Below are 14,868 nucleotides of genomic sequence, written 5' to 3' on the forward strand. Positions count from 1 at the left end.
TAAAAATTGAGGAAGTGGAATATTTTTTATCACTAAAATGAGTATGAGAATTTTTTACCTTGTATTATTTTAACGGTTAAAAATTTAAATAAGGTTACAAGATTCAATTACCTAATTTAAGGATTATTAATTTAGATATATTGCCCTTAGCAACTTTTAAACGATTAAACAAATTTATTTAAATAATCAGACGGCATTTTTAATTTATTATCAAATGATATATTCAAATAAAAAGGGAGCGTAATCCGCTCCCTTTTATAATTTCTGTTTAAAGAGCCATACCTTAAACATACAGATTTAAATATTATTTAGGGTGAAACACAAACCGCTTGGGTAAATTGATTTTTAATAGCTGATATACTATCACCTGCTGAATCGACAATATAATATTGATTTGGCGTTGAGGATGGTGAACCTGTCCAGAAAGCGAACATAGTGAAACCGAAGTAACTATGTAGCTCCCCCCATTCTGAAGCCAATCCACCATTTATTTGCCAAAGTGGTTTTTTACCATTTCCAGGGTAACCGCCATTCCAACCACCACCATTAGCATTAGTCAAATCTGCCACAGTCGGCATTCTATAACCCGCTAAGCTTGAGCAAAAACTAACTGCTGCATCATGGCTGACGTTTGTAATATAGTCATCACCCGTACTATTTAGTTGAGGAATAAACCAGCGGCGCAATTTAAATCGATAAATGGGGAGAGTCTTCGCTCGGTCAGCATAAATAGTAAATTGTGTTGGCACAAAACTCCTTTTATATGAAGGAGAATTAGCGTTTGGCCCTTTTAAAGTCACCAAAGGTATTTTATAGTGTTGCGTTTCACTAAATTCTAAATCAATATTCGAATTACTTGGTTCTTTGGTATAACTAAGTTGACGGTAACTATCTAGTCCAGCAACAATAAATTTAAAGCTAAGATTATTGCCACCTATTGCAGGGAAATTAGATTCTGGATTGTTAATATCTTGAACTAAAAAAGCCTTGCTATCTGAGTCCCATTCTCCGGCAACGCCTCGATTATCATAAACCACAGATGTATTTGGTTGAACAAAACAAGTGTAAATGGTACTTGAACCAACAGTGAAAATATAATTATCATTTATATCACTAAATTTCGTTGTATTTGGAAGACCATATTGAGTTTGAATGCTACCGTCTTCAATTTTTAGATTGATATTATACGGCGCCAAACACTTGTCAATAGCATCAGTCCGAGCAACTTTTTGACCAGTAGAACCAACAATTGTCATTTGGATTTTACCAGTTCCTGAATTTATCACATCACCATCATCATCCCGACCATAATTATAAGGTGCTTGCAATAGTTTGATAAAATCAATCGACTGGATTTTATCACCATCAATAGGAGTATCAACCGGCACTATAGTTTTTATATCAGCAAAAGTTGCAAGATTAGTGGGAAGTGCAATAGATAAGGGGTTATTATCATTATCCACAGGTGGCCTATTATGTTTAACTTCACGGCCGTTTTCTATATAACTTACCCAAGATAAGGCTTTAGTATCTGTGCTTTTTGTTTGACCATTATCAAATGTTAAATAAGGAGGGGTTCCATGAATAATATTGCTTGTCTTATTTGATAATGCTAAAACAGGACTCGACATACATACATACATACATACATACATACATACATACATACGATTATAAGTTAAATAGCTAGAATGGCAAGAAAGAAGCTTGATGAATTTTCGTTTTTTCTCAAAGATAAATGATGAGGATTTTTTTTTATTGGCACTCACAATATCCGAGCGCTGACTATAACTTGACGGAAACATAAAACACTACTCCTTTACTACAATTAATAATACTCACCCTGAGTAATACTAAACCTATCTTTGACATTAAGATCTGCATGATTAAACCTAATATCGACATTTAAATCATAAAAGAGTAACAAGGTTTTGTATTGGTATTTTATGTAAAGAGTTCTTAAAACTTTTAGGACTTTTTAAGGTATATCAATTTGATAAATTGTAACGGAATAATCTATGTGATTTATCGGTAATCTTTAGCATTGACATTATTGTCAATTTATTTAACTAAGTATTGGAAATTAAAGTGTATTTCATGATAACAAACAATCTCACTAAAGATATCAATCACTACTCTTACATTTTTTTAGGTTCTTAACAATCACCAAAGATGTTTGTCTATTTTAGTTGTAGAGATTATCTCATTTTTCTTATAATCGATGGTATAAATACCTATGTTTTTAACGAAAAATCTTAAAATCTTTTTAAGCTCTGTCGTTAATGGCCTTTTAACGCCAAAGCTTTTCCATATTTTAGTCCCCAAAATTTATAATAAATTAGCGCTAAAAAACGTTTCTAATTTATCAAAGGGAATTTTATTGGTGGTATTATCATATAAATCAGTATGCACTGCATTAGTAATAATCATTAATTCTTTATTTTTACTGCCAACCATTTTAAACGCATCTTCTGAAAAGTAACGAGAATGCGCTTTTTCACCGGCTATAATTAATGTTGGGCACTCAATTTCATGGGCATGATTCAATAACGACTGATTAATAAATGAAAGCGGCATACTTAACACCCATGAACCATTCGGATTTGAATTGACAGAACGAATATGAAAACCACGTTTAGTGGTATAAAAACGAGAATAATCTGCAATAAATTGTGGTGTTTCATCCGTGATTTGATCAACGGTAATATTGTTTCTTGGATTCAATGTGGCATAACTATTTTGTGAATCGTCCCAGCGGCTATTATTCAATGACTGTTTCATTGCTAATCGTTGCCCTTCTGTCATGCTATCATTATAACCTTTAGAAATAACTCGACTCATATCGTACATGACAACGGTTGCTACCGCTTTAATTCGAGTATCAATTGATGAAGCATTTAAAGCCATACCACCCCAACCACAAATCCCCAAAATACCAATGTGCTCCCGCTCAACGCAATCTATAGATCCAAGATAATCGATAGCGGCACTAAAATCTTCGGTATTGATTTCAACAGATGCTTGATTACGCGGTAATCCACTGCTTTCACCAGTAAAAGAGGGATCAAATGCCAAAGCAATAAATCCTCGCTCTGCTAAAGTTTGCGCATAAAAACCCGATACCTGCTCTTTTACGGCGCCAAATGGTCCTGCGACAACAATAGCAGATAATTTATCTGGGCTGTTTTTTGGGCGATATAGATCTGCGGCAAGCGTAATGCCATAACGATTTTTAAACGTGACTTTAAAATGCTCAACTTTATCACTTTGCAGAAAAATCTTATCCCAACGTTGTTCTAACTGAATTGTCTGAGGTGGAACTGTAATAACCGTTTGAGAACAGATATTTGTCATGTCATTATCTCACATTGAAATTAATGTTTTAAATCTAATTAATTAGCATAATTTTTGGAAATCTTCTTCAGATACCGCTTCACACCATTCATTATAGGTATCCTCACCCGGCACTTCGATAGCGATATGGCTAAACCATGAGTCAATCTTAGCGCCATGCCAATGTTTTACATTCGCAGGAATGGTGATAACCATACCGGGCTCTAAACTTATTGGCTTATCCCCATATTTTTGATACCAACCGCTACCAGCGGTACATAATAAAATTTGCCCCCCACCTTGTGATGCATGATGAATATGCCAATTATTTCGACAGCCAGGTTCAAATGTGACATTGGCAACTAATAAAGGAGACTTTGCTGTTAATAAATTTAGATAGGATTGACCAATAAAATATTTAGCATAATTTACATTCGGCTCACCCTGTCCAAATAAATTATGTTTTTCAAATTCAGATTGACTGATTATTTTCATAATAACTATCCTCGTCAGGAAATGATTTAAAGCTATCTGTGTAATAAAACTTATTTTGTGAAACATGGATATATTTACTATATCCATTTGGTTGTAATTTTTTATTGGCCTTTTACAGCACGATTGAATCGTTCAAATTCGATTTCACCAATTTTTGATTTTAAAATATTCGCAATGCCATCTAATTGAGTGGGAGATACCCCGACATTTTGCGCAATTTGAACATGAGATTTAATCTGACTATCGGCACCTTGCAAGGTTGATAGCGCGGCTAATGTCGCTATCTCTCTATCTTCATAACTTAAAATATCTCGACCAAAAATATCGCCAAAAAGATGAGCTTTTAAAAATTGATCAATAGTAGGTGAAAAATCCATAATGCCACCCGTAACCGGTTTGCCTACAACTTTTGTTTGAATTTTTGTACCCAACTCTAAAGCATTTAAATTAGTCGGTAATGGTGCTGAAGTAGAACCAACTGTGTCAGTAATGCCTTCTTTTTGACGTTCTTCTAGTAGCACTTTAAAGGCACTCAAACCATTTAAACTTTTTGGAAAACCTACATAGGCATAAAGTTGAACTAAAATTTCTTTAATTTCATTGATGGTTAATCCTTGATTCAATCCATCAATTAAAGCTTGCTTTAAGCCAATCATATCGCTTTTAGACATTAAAGCGGAAATAGTAACAATCGATCCTTTTTTTGGTGTAAAAATATTCATAGCCTTTGCCCTTAAACAATTAGTTAATACTGCAAACTTTTGCTAACCACCCTAGATTTTGACTATTAAGTGCGACTAAAAATGATAGATAATTTATTAGATACTGATGCTAATGTATTTCACTTCGTTTTTTATTATTATAAGATCTGATAATAATATCCAATAGAGCCGATCCTGCCAAAAAGTTGCCTAATCCTATCAGAAATCATATGCTAATAGAGAAATCTAAATAAATAGAGAAATCTCTATGTTAAAAAAAGAAATTAAAAAAATAATGCTAAAAAGAATGCCAACTGTGGGGGACTATCCAACACAAATTAAAAACTTTGGCATTTATAGGCGTGAAGTCGGCAAAAATAAAGATATTTGTTTAGAAAATTGTTTTTATCATCCTATGATTACAATGATAATACAAGGTGAAAAAAGCTCTCTGCTTGGCACCAAACTTTATCATTATAAAGAAGGTGATTATCTTATAACCTCGATTGATATTCCAACGATAAATACAATTAAAAAAGCGACGACGAAAGCCCCATTCCTTTCATTGTCACTTTTGATTGATAATAATTTAATTAAAGAGTTATTAATAGAATTTCCGGAATTAAATAAACCTTCGCAACAAAGTTTTAATGGTATTATTATCTCTAAAGCTGAAGATGATCTAATCAATGCTTTTTATCGATTGCTTAAGTTGCTGGATAAACCTGAACAAATTTCGGTTTTAGCACCACTAATCGTAAAAGAAATTCATTATCTACTCTTAATCGGTCCATTTGGTGAAGCGCTAATATCAATTTGTATGCCAGAAACAAGAAGTTATCGTATTGCGAATACGATAGATTGGCTAAAAGAACATTTTAGAGAGCCGATAAAAATGGAACAACTAGCCAATCAAGCGAATATGTCACTCTCTAGCTTTTATCGTCATTTTAAAAAAGTAACAAGTTTAAGCCCATTGCAGTTTCAAAAACAACTTAGATTACATGAAGGCCGGCGTTTAATGGTCAGCGAGAATATGACAGCGATTCAAGCGAGTTTAAAAGTCGGTTACGAAAGTGCAACACAATTTAATCGAGAATATAAAAACTTATTCAACCAAACACCCTTGCAAGATGTGCTAAAAATACGCAAAGGTTCTCAACGAAGATAAATTAAAGTTGAGGAGTGGTGTTTTTGATTTGGGATTAGTTGAAAATACGGCGGAAATATTAGCTGATATCGATTTTGTTTATTTGCTTTTAGTAACTACAGTGGCAATTATTGTTAATTAGTTTCCTAATATTCCTCCTATTTTAAATAAGCAAATAGAGGCTATAAACTGCCAAGAGGCTTAAAAAAACAAGAAATCGGCTGGGTTATTCTGATTGCTGGTATTCAGCTAACAATTCTCCTCAACCATCAGCCAACCATTTTAATAGCAACCTTTTTAATTTAAACTCCCAGTCTTTCAACATACTCTGAATCCAATTCAAGGACTTTAGTAAAAAAGTGGTGTAGGCTGTATTCTCTTCCTGCGTATTGAATATAAGATTTGAAGTCTTCAATTTTAAATGTACGTTCATCTTTGCTTTCAAAACAGTAACCAGTGAAAAAAAGCTCGTTGGATGAATTTATTTGGACTCTATCTAATAATAATTCTTTATTGACGTTGGAATGTTTAAATGAAATCGTAAACAAGTCTGAATTCCATATTGTGGTTAAGTGATTTCTAAAATTATCAGAATCTAATTCTTGCTGTTCGTAATCAACAGAATCTTCAGAATTGGTTGAATAATTGAATGAAGTGTCTTGAGACGATGCTTTTTCTAAATTTAAATTTTTGTGCGCCTTATAATTTAAAAATTTCTTGCCTATTCCACATATTCCTCGAACTAACAAAATCAAACAACAAACAATAAATGAAATAACGGAAATACCGGCTAAAGCAACCATTGTTGGATTTGGAGGCGAATCATCATTAGGAAAAGTAATGATATAGATGGCAAAAATTATTAAACTAAAAATTAAAACCTTCTTTACGGTGATCTTATATGCTCGCATTATTTATTTCCTATCAAATCAATCTAGCTTTAAATTCATAAAACGCTTGATCGACTATTTTATTCTTTTTCCAAGTTGAACCCTCTTCCAACTTTCTCAACATTCCATCAGAAAATAGATTCATTAAGGTCTAAACGGTACTTAGTTATAATTTCATGCTGAAACCATAAACCTTGATAATCCAATCAATCGCCCCGCTTTTTTAAAAATTGATTTTCATAAATGAATTTCTGATTCACTTTTATATATAACAATAAATGAAATTTAATATTCTATCTTAAAGTCAATTGGTTACAAATATAACCATTAATGTAATATTTTTTTATTGTGAGTACTATTATGAAACATCTACCAAGATAATTCCTCTTTATCAGCTTTATTGTTTTCTTCATACATCATTAGTATGGTGCTATAACTACACATATCTATACCACTATTACAATAATCTTTAATTACTTGATCCATTATTTTTCTATTTGTGGCCTTAGTTGCTTTTTTAAATGCATCTAAATTCTCTTGCTCCATCATTCTCAAATTGGAAGGTTGGCACATGTCAATTTGTTCACAATAATCTTTTTTTACGTTATCCTTAATATATTCGATAACTTCTTGCTTCTGTGCATCTGAACCATCAAAGTCCATTGGATGAATAAATTTAGCTTGCGCAGCTGTCGAAAATAATATCGAAAGTAATATTGTCTTTTTCAACATAAAATCTCCTTTTTTGACTATTAATTTTAATTAAAAATTTTCTTTGCTACCATAAATCAATCTTACATTTAATTTACTAATTCGATATTAACATAGGTTAATAAATAACGCCCATGTTAAACTTTAAAAATCTATAAAAAACAAAACAGAAATAATGTTCAAACCAATCTAGTATTGTTTATACTAATCTGAAACTTATTAATGATAGCTTAATTTAATTATGATAAAAATTATCGTGTTATTTATATTTACCGCTTTAGCTGAAATTTCAGGCTGTTATTTCGTTTATATTTGGGCTAAAAAAGTGGTTTCTGCCTGGTTTCTTATACCGGCGGCATTATGCCTTATGTTATTTGCTTGGTTACTTACTTTACACCCTGAAGCTAGTGGTCGAATTTATGCAACATATGGTGGTATTTATGTAGTAGCATCCATTATTTGGCTTAAGTTAGTCGATCATGTCAAACTATCAACTTTTGATTTAATCGGTTCCATGATTATCCTACTCGGAACGCTAGTTATTATTTGGGGTTGGAGAACATAAAATTAATTGTTTAATTAAATTGATATATCCTATTCTTTTAATAAAAAAATAAGCCAAGTCTATTAATTAATTTTTAGTAAACATATAAAGTTGAAAGAATTAGATTACATTGAATTTATATAATTAGATTATTTTAAGAAGATGATTATAGACAATTTGTTAACTATGTAGTTTTTGAATTGGTGGCCCCTACTGGACTTGAACCAGTGACCAATCGATTATGAGTCGACTGCTCTGACCAACTGAGCTAAGGGGCCATTTGGATGTGCTACTGACTTAGTAGGGTTGCGATTATAATAGAGTTAAAATTAATTTGCTACATTTAATTAACTAAATAGGTTGATTTGGTTAATTATTAAACTGAAACCTATTATCATTTCATCATTTGTAATAAGCGATATTTTTTAGTTAATTAACCTGCTACAATGTTCTAAATTATTATTACTCGTTATATTGGTTGGGGAAATATTATGTCTATCAAGAAAATTCTTTTTATTAGTGCAGCGTTATCTACTGCATTGTTTTTAAATGGTTGTAGTAGTTCAGATTATCAAGCCACTTCAGCTGGTCGACAAGTTCAGTTTATTGATACTAAACCAGCAGCAAATTGCCAATTTATCGGTAAAGCTGAAGGCCGCCGTAGTACTTTCTTTTCTGGTCTAAAAACCCATAGTGAGTTGATTCGTGATGCAGCTAATGATTTGATGAATAAAGCTGCTGCTATGGGCGGTAATGTGATTTATAACGCACAAGATGCATCGTTACAATATGTTTCAGATATTGCTCCGACAGATGCTGTGATGACTGGTGAAGTCTTTAGTTGTAAATAAGAATGTGTAGAATAAAAAAGGGATACTACTGTATCCCTTTTTTATTTGCTGATATAACTAACCATTTTGTTTTTCAAATTGTTTCATGAAGTCTATTAGGTAGTTGACTCCATCAATATCCATTGCATTATAAATCGAAGCCCTCATTCCACCTGCAATTCGGTGACCTTTAATTCCAATGATATTTGCTTGTGTTGCTTCACTAACAAACTTTTTATCGAGATCTTCATTTGGTGATAAGAAGGTGACATTCATGATTGATCGATTAGCAATAGCCACAGTATTACGATAAAAATCGGATTGATCGATAAATTGGTAAAGTAATTTTGCTTTAGCTTGATTTCGTTGCTGCATTGCATTCAATCCACCCAAGCTTTTAATCCATTTAAAGACTAAACCTGACATGTACCACGCAAATGTAGGTGGTGTGTTAAACATTGAGTCATGATCCATTAAGATTTTATAATCTAACACGGAAGGTAATGCTTTTTGAGCATGTCCAATTAGATCTTCTCGAACAATGACAATTGTGATTCCTGAAGGACCAATATTTTTCTGCGCACCCGCGTAAATAATGCCATAGCGACTTACGTCAATCGGTTGCGATAAAATGCAAGATGATAAATCAGCAACTACGGTTTTATCCCCAAAATTAGGTTGTTCGAATATCTCGACCCCGTCAATGGTTTCATTAGGGCAATAATGGATATAATCACTATTATCACTTAGTTGCCATTCGGACATGGGTTTAATTGAGGTTATACCTTGATTATTAATTGTCACATTTTGTTCAATCACATTACAGTATTTGGTTGCCTCTTTGGCTGCACATTGGCTCCAATAGCCACTGTTAATGTAATCAGCATTTTTTGCCGAAATATTCATTGGCACAGCAGCAAATTGTGCCCTAGCCCCACCTTGGCAAAATAGAATTTTATAATTTTCAGGGACATTTAAAATATCACGAAGATCGTTAGTTGCTTCAATCGCACATGCATCAAAATCTTTACCGCGATGGCTTAACTCCATTACTGATGCGCCGGTGTCGTGCCAATTTAATAATTCAGCTTGTACTTGTTTTAAAACATCTGCAGGAAGTTTTGCTGGGCCTGCACTAAAGTTATAACTTTTATTCATTGCAATTCACTTTCATCCATCTAAAAATTGAAAATCTATTTTTACACTCTATTGAGCGATATACAAACAGATTTTTATCAAAAAAAAGTTGAGGAACGGGGTTTTTGAAGCATAAAAATACCGACAAAAGTCGGTATTTAAAATAAAAAGTACTATAAACAGAGTTGTTTTTTAGCATTGTCGATTGCCAATTTAACTTGTTTAGGCGATACGCCTCCTTTAGCAGATCGTTTAGCTAGGCAAGATTCGAGTGATAAAATTGGATAAACGTCATCTTCAATAACATCACTATAGACTTTTAATTCATCCAACGTTAACTCTTCTAATGCTTTTTGCTTAGCTATCGCGCCAACAACGGCTTCACCTACAATGTGATGAGCTTGTCTAAATGGAATACCTTTAGCAACGAGATAATCAGCAAGTTCTGTTGCATTTGAGTAGCCTTGTTTAGCTGCATTTTGGCAATTTTGGTAATTGATTTTAATATCTTCAAGAACTAACGCTGCCATGTCTAAACATTCTTGCCAAGTATCAAGTGCGTCAAATAGATGTTCTTTATCTTCCTGTAGATCTTTATTGTAAGCAAGTGGTAAGCCTTTAAAAGTCATCATGGCGCCAGTTAGTGCACCAACAACTCGCCCTATTTTTCCTCGAATAAGTTCTAATGCATCAGGATTTTTTTTCTGTGGCATTAATGATGATCCTGATGTGACACGATCAGATAGTTCAACGAAATCTGCTTCACCACTATTGAAGATAATTAAGTCTTCTGCAAACCGAGATAAATGCACCATTCCTATAGATGCATTATTGAGTAATTCAAGTACATGATCTCTATCAGATACTGAATCTAAACTATTATTGGTTGCTGTTGCAAAACCTAACCAATCGGCTAGCTGATCGCGATCCATTGGATAAGCAGTTCCAGCTAAAGCGCCACAACCTAGAGGGCTTACATCCAAGCGTTTAAGTGTATTTTGTAAACGGCTTTCATCACGTGTTAGCATTTCATAATACGCTAAACACCAATGAGCAAAAGTGACTGGTTGTGCGCGTTGTAGATGAGTATAGCCAGGCATAACTGCATCTTGATGCTGTTCAGCGGTAAGCACTAAGCGTTTTCTGAGTTCATTGATAGCTGTGATAAGATGAGCGATTTCATCTTTACACCATAATTTTAGATCGGTTGTTGATTGATCGTTACGGCTACGACCAGTATGTAATTTTTTACCTAAATCACCGATTTTTTCGATAAGTTTTTGCTCTACCCAACTGTGAATATCTTCCGCATCACTTTGTAGAATCTGTTCTGGGTTTTGCCGTACTGATTCTAATAATTCATTTAAAGCTTTTTCTAATTTTTTTTGTTCATCATAAGATAAAACGTCAACAGTGACCAAAGCTTTAGACCATGCAATTGATCCAATGATATCTTGCTCCGCAAGCCGATAGTCAAAGCGTAAAGAATCATTAAAATGTTTAAATCGTTGATCTGCTGCTTGGCTAAAACGCCCACCCCATAATGCCATAATTACCTCAATTTTTAATCCTAAGCGATTTTAGTTTGATCGCTTTTTTAATAATGATAAATCAATAATACTATAAAAAATATATACAGACCAAAGTCTGTATATATTGTGTTTTATATCTAAGTAAAAAGTGATTAAAACTTACTTTTTAGCTTTGGCTTTCGCTTTCACTTTAGATTTTGGAGCAACTGTCGCTTTAGCATCAGCTTTAGCTACTTTTTTGACTGTTTTTTCAGTTTTTTTAGCTGGTTGTTTTTTCTTACCTTCATTTAGAGCTCGAATGCGTGAAGATAATGAGAATAAGCGAATAAATCCACCTGCATGACTGTGGTCATAGACTTCATCCTCACCAAAAGTCGCAAATTCTTCACTATATAAGCTATTTGGTGATTTTTTCTGAACTGCTGTTGCATTTCCTTTGTAGAGTTTAACTACAACTTCACCTGTCATATCTTCTGCTAATACATCAGCTGCGGCTTGAATTGAGCGACGATATGGTGCAAACCAACGACCATCATAAACAACGTATGCCATTTCTAAACCAAGTTGTTCACGCCATTTGAAGCTATCACGATCTAAAATTAATTGTTCTAAACCACGTAATGCAGTCATCATGATTGTACCACCTGGGGTTTCATAACAACCGCGAGATTTGATACCCACCAAACGATTTTCAATGATATCAACTCGACCAACACCATGTTTAGCACCAATTTTATTGAGTGTTGCTACGCAGTTATATGGAGAGAGTTTCTTTCCATTAACAGAAACGACTTCACCTTTTTCTATACCAATGGTAACAAGTTCTGGTTTATTGGGTGCATCTTCTGGTGAGACAGTCCATGCCCAACAATCCGCGTTGGCTTGATTCCAAGTGCTTTCAAGTACACCACCCTCGGTAGAGATGTGCCAAGCATTTTCATCACGACTATAGATTTTTTCAACGGTTGCAGTTGTTGGAATTTTTCGTACTTTTAAGTAATCAATTAAAGCTTCACGCGAACGTAAATCCCATTCACGCCAAGGTGCAATAACTTTAAGTTGTGGTGCTAGAGCTGTATAAGTTGTTTCGAAGCGAACTTGGTCATTACCTTTACCTGTTGCTCCATGACAAAGGGTATCGGCACCAACTTCTAATGCATATTCAACTTGGGCTTTAGCAATAATTGGGCGAGCCATTGAAGTTCCAAGATAATAAGTTCCTTCATATAAAGCGCCAGTTTTTAAAACAGGGTAAACATAATCTTTAACAAATTCTTCTCGTAAATCGACAACTTTACAAGCTACTGCTCCAGATGCTTTCGCTTTTTTCTCAACATCTTTTAGCTCTTTAGGATCTTGACCAACGTTAGCGACAAGAGCGTAAACTTCACAACCGCCATAATTTTCTTTTAGCCATGGAATAATAGCTGATGTATCTAATCCACCTGAATAGGCTAAAACCACCTTTTTTGTTGCACTTTTTTTCATGTTATACCCTTTCTTAAATTTACTGACGAAAAAATAAATGATTTAAAGATTAAATTAAGTATATTTAATAAAAAATATACTCAAATAATATACTAACTGATTTATATTTAAGCAATAATTCTTGTACCTGTTATTCCTGATTTTCCATTAAATAATTCAATAAGTTTGTCGGATTCTTTCCAACTAGCTATATCAATTGGTCGCCCAAGTGTTTTTGCTGCTTCGAATGCAGAATTGACTTTGACAATCATGCCATCAGTAATAATGCCTTGTGCGATCAAGTGATCAGCTTCTGTTTGCGTTAATGATTCAATTCGTTGTTTGTTAGCATCTAAAACACCGGCAACATCAGATAATAAAATTAAATCTGCATCTATTGTTTTTGCGAGTGCAACGGCAGCGTGATCGGCATTCACATTCATCATCTTGCCTTGATCAGTAATGCCAATTGAACTAACAATCGGTAAATAACCATTATTAAGTAGTAAATTGATTAAGGTTGGATCACCTATTTCAGCTTCGCCTACATACCCTAACTCTTCAGAAATTTGTTTAACCTTGACACTATCACCATCGGCTAAGCAGAGTCCGATACTTGGTATTTGTAATTTTTTGGCTTCTGACAATATTGTAGTATTGGCACTACCGGCAAGACTGCCTACAATCACATCAATCTGGTCTGCGGGTGTAACGCGTAAACCATTGCGTCGTACTACCGGTAATGAAAGACGATCCATTAAGGCGTCAACAACACTACCACCACCATGAACAATAATTAAAGGCCTATTAAAATTCTTTTTATATTCGCTAATAATAATGAATAATTTACTTAACGCATCTTTGTTATCGAGTAATACACCGCCAAACTTAATAATTAATGGTTTCATTTTTATTCCCTATCCATTTAAACAAAGTCACTTGATTAATATTATTAACAAATGAGTATTTATAATAAGGCTGTAGTTTCATCAAAGCCAAATCGAATATTCATACACTGTACCGCTTGTGCTGCTGCACCTTTTAATAAATTATCTTCGACTGAAATTAAAATCAAATGTTGCCCTTTTAGTACAAAACCAATATCACAATATGGCAGATCTATTACTGATTTTAATGCTGGCCAATGTTTTTGATAAACCCTAATTAACGGTTTATTTTGATAATATTTATTTAATGCGTTACGAATATCATCAGATGTTACGCCTTTCTTTACCATACAGGTAATAGTGGCATAAATGCCTTGTTTGAAACATCCTAGGTGAGGCGTAAAGATAACTTCTTGGCCTAAGTGTGTTGCAATTTCAGGTTGATGACGATGTGTAAATAAGCCATAAGCATGTAAACTCACTTCACAAAATAAATTGTTAGTCGAAGGTTTTCGTCCAGCGCCACTTACACCACTTACAGCATTGATAATAGGCCATTGACTTTTGTCTAACAAATCTTCTTCAATCAATGGTTTTAATGGCAGTTGGGATGCTGTTGGATAACAGCCAGGAACTGCAATCAACTGAGCTTGTTTTATAGCCTCATAATTCCATTCAGCTAATCCATAAACGGCCTTCTCAAGCCACTGTTTATGTTGATGTTCAAAACCATAAAATTGAGTATAAAAAGAGGATGAATTGACACGAAATGCGCCAGATAAGTCGAATACTGTGCATCCTTTGTCTAAAAAATAAGGTGCGATATCGTGACTAACTGAATGTTCTGTTGCTAAAAAAACAATATCAACATCATGAATAAGAGATGAATAGTCGGCGGTTGCAATTAAGGGGAGATCAACTACACCTTTCAATTGAGGATATAAATCATAGTCCGAGATTAACTTTCCACCATCACGACTATTTTCAGATACGGTTAATGCGACTAACTCAATATTTGGATGCTTTGTTAAATAATATGCAAGTTTTGCGCCTGCATAACCACTTGCTCCGACAACTATTGCTTTTAACATACCTTTCCTTATCTATCACTAAGTTTTTTTTGGTAGTATAGTAGGCTTTCTGAAAAAACAAAGCAAGCATAAAATGCATTTTTATTCACTTTTAGTGAAT

The 14,868-nt window shown here is 33.8% G+C and carries 13 protein-coding genes, 1 tRNA gene and 1 pseudogene; 3 read left to right on the forward strand and 12 right to left on the reverse strand.

What is annotated here, in order from left to right; genetic code table 11:
- Positions 1-308 precede the first annotated feature (308 nt).
- From J3U23_RS05030 to J3U23_RS05045, 4 genes are all read right to left on the reverse strand, one after another.
- Positions 309-1,805: a hypothetical protein gene (locus J3U23_RS05030; RefSeq protein WP_267338666.1), complete on the reverse strand. Its 1,497-nt coding sequence runs from the start codon at positions 1,803-1,805 to the stop codon at positions 309-311.
- A 523-nt stretch (positions 1,806-2,328) separates the two neighbouring features.
- Positions 2,329-3,354: an alpha/beta hydrolase gene (locus J3U23_RS05035; RefSeq protein ID WP_267338667.1), complete on the reverse strand. Its 1,026-nt coding sequence runs from the start codon at positions 3,352-3,354 to the stop codon at positions 2,329-2,331.
- A 42-nt stretch (positions 3,355-3,396) separates the two neighbouring features.
- Entirely contained in the window at positions 3,397-3,828 is a 432-nt protein-coding gene (locus J3U23_RS05040; protein ID WP_267337585.1) for a cupin domain-containing protein, read from the reverse strand.
- A gap of 101 nt (positions 3,829-3,929) precedes the next feature.
- A complete protein-coding gene (locus J3U23_RS05045; RefSeq protein WP_267338668.1) occupies positions 3,930-4,550 on the reverse strand; it encodes a carboxymuconolactone decarboxylase family protein in 621 nt (206 codons plus the stop codon).
- A 247-nt stretch (positions 4,551-4,797) separates the two neighbouring features.
- Between J3U23_RS05045 and J3U23_RS05050 the strand changes: the two genes are divergently transcribed.
- Complete coding sequence (locus tag J3U23_RS05050; RefSeq protein WP_267338670.1) at positions 4,798-5,700, forward strand: AraC family transcriptional regulator; 903 nt, start codon at positions 4,798-4,800, stop codon at positions 5,698-5,700.
- Positions 5,701-5,981: 281 nt separating this feature from the next.
- Here J3U23_RS05050 and J3U23_RS05055 read toward each other — a convergent pair whose 3' ends face one another.
- Both J3U23_RS05055 and J3U23_RS05060 read right to left on the reverse strand, forming a co-directional pair.
- Positions 5,982-6,590, reverse strand: a complete 609-nt coding sequence (locus J3U23_RS05055; RefSeq protein ID WP_267338671.1) for a hypothetical protein — start codon at positions 6,588-6,590, stop codon at positions 5,982-5,984.
- Between the two features lie 348 nt (positions 6,591-6,938).
- Positions 6,939-7,301, reverse strand: coding sequence for a hypothetical protein (locus tag J3U23_RS05060; protein WP_267338673.1), 363 nt, complete (start codon positions 7,299-7,301; stop codon positions 6,939-6,941).
- 220 nt (positions 7,302-7,521) lie between these two features.
- Here J3U23_RS05060 and J3U23_RS05065 point away from each other — a divergent pair, with 220 nt between their 5' ends.
- Positions 7,522-7,845, forward strand: a complete 324-nt coding sequence (locus tag J3U23_RS05065; RefSeq protein WP_065562096.1) for a YnfA family protein — start codon at positions 7,522-7,524, stop codon at positions 7,843-7,845.
- A gap of 180 nt (positions 7,846-8,025) precedes the next feature.
- Here J3U23_RS05065 and J3U23_RS05070 read toward each other — a convergent pair.
- Positions 8,026-8,102: transfer RNA gene (locus tag J3U23_RS05070), tRNA-Ile, on the reverse strand.
- A 213-nt stretch (positions 8,103-8,315) separates the two neighbouring features.
- Here J3U23_RS05070 and J3U23_RS05075 point away from each other — a divergent pair.
- Positions 8,316-8,675 carry a DUF4156 domain-containing protein gene (locus J3U23_RS05075; RefSeq protein WP_065563511.1) on the forward strand — a complete coding sequence of 120 codons (360 nt, stop codon included), beginning with the start codon at positions 8,316-8,318 and terminating at the stop codon, positions 8,673-8,675.
- 57 nt (positions 8,676-8,732) lie between these two features.
- On the opposite strand, the gene serC is transcribed toward J3U23_RS05075, so the two are convergent.
- The 5 genes and pseudogenes from serC to argC form a co-directional block, all read right to left on the reverse strand.
- Entirely contained in the window at positions 8,733-9,812 is a 1,080-nt protein-coding gene (serC, locus tag J3U23_RS05080; RefSeq protein ID WP_267338674.1) for a 3-phosphoserine/phosphohydroxythreonine transaminase, read from the reverse strand.
- A gap of 152 nt (positions 9,813-9,964) precedes the next feature.
- Positions 9,965-11,341 (reverse strand): argininosuccinate lyase, encoded by a 1,377-nt coding sequence (gene argH, locus J3U23_RS05085; protein ID WP_267338675.1) that lies wholly within the window; start codon positions 11,339-11,341, stop codon positions 9,965-9,967.
- 252 nt (positions 11,342-11,593) lie between these two features.
- Positions 11,594-12,811: pseudogene (locus J3U23_RS05090) on the reverse strand (argininosuccinate synthase); the annotation flags it as partial.
- A 107-nt stretch (positions 12,812-12,918) separates the two neighbouring features.
- Positions 12,919-13,698: an acetylglutamate kinase gene (argB, locus tag J3U23_RS05095; protein WP_267338677.1), complete on the reverse strand. Its 780-nt coding sequence runs from the start codon at positions 13,696-13,698 to the stop codon at positions 12,919-12,921.
- Between the two features lie 59 nt (positions 13,699-13,757).
- The gene (gene argC / locus J3U23_RS05100) at positions 13,758-14,768 is read right to left on the reverse strand and encodes an N-acetyl-gamma-glutamyl-phosphate reductase (protein WP_267338678.1); all 1,011 of its coding nucleotides are present in this window, start codon (positions 14,766-14,768) and stop codon (positions 13,758-13,760) included.
- Between the last annotated feature and the right edge of the window lie 100 nt (positions 14,769-14,868).

The organism is Gilliamella sp. B3367 (assembly GCF_026536825.1).
Classification (GTDB): domain Bacteria; phylum Pseudomonadota; class Gammaproteobacteria; order Enterobacterales; family Orbaceae; genus Gilliamella; species Gilliamella apicola_E.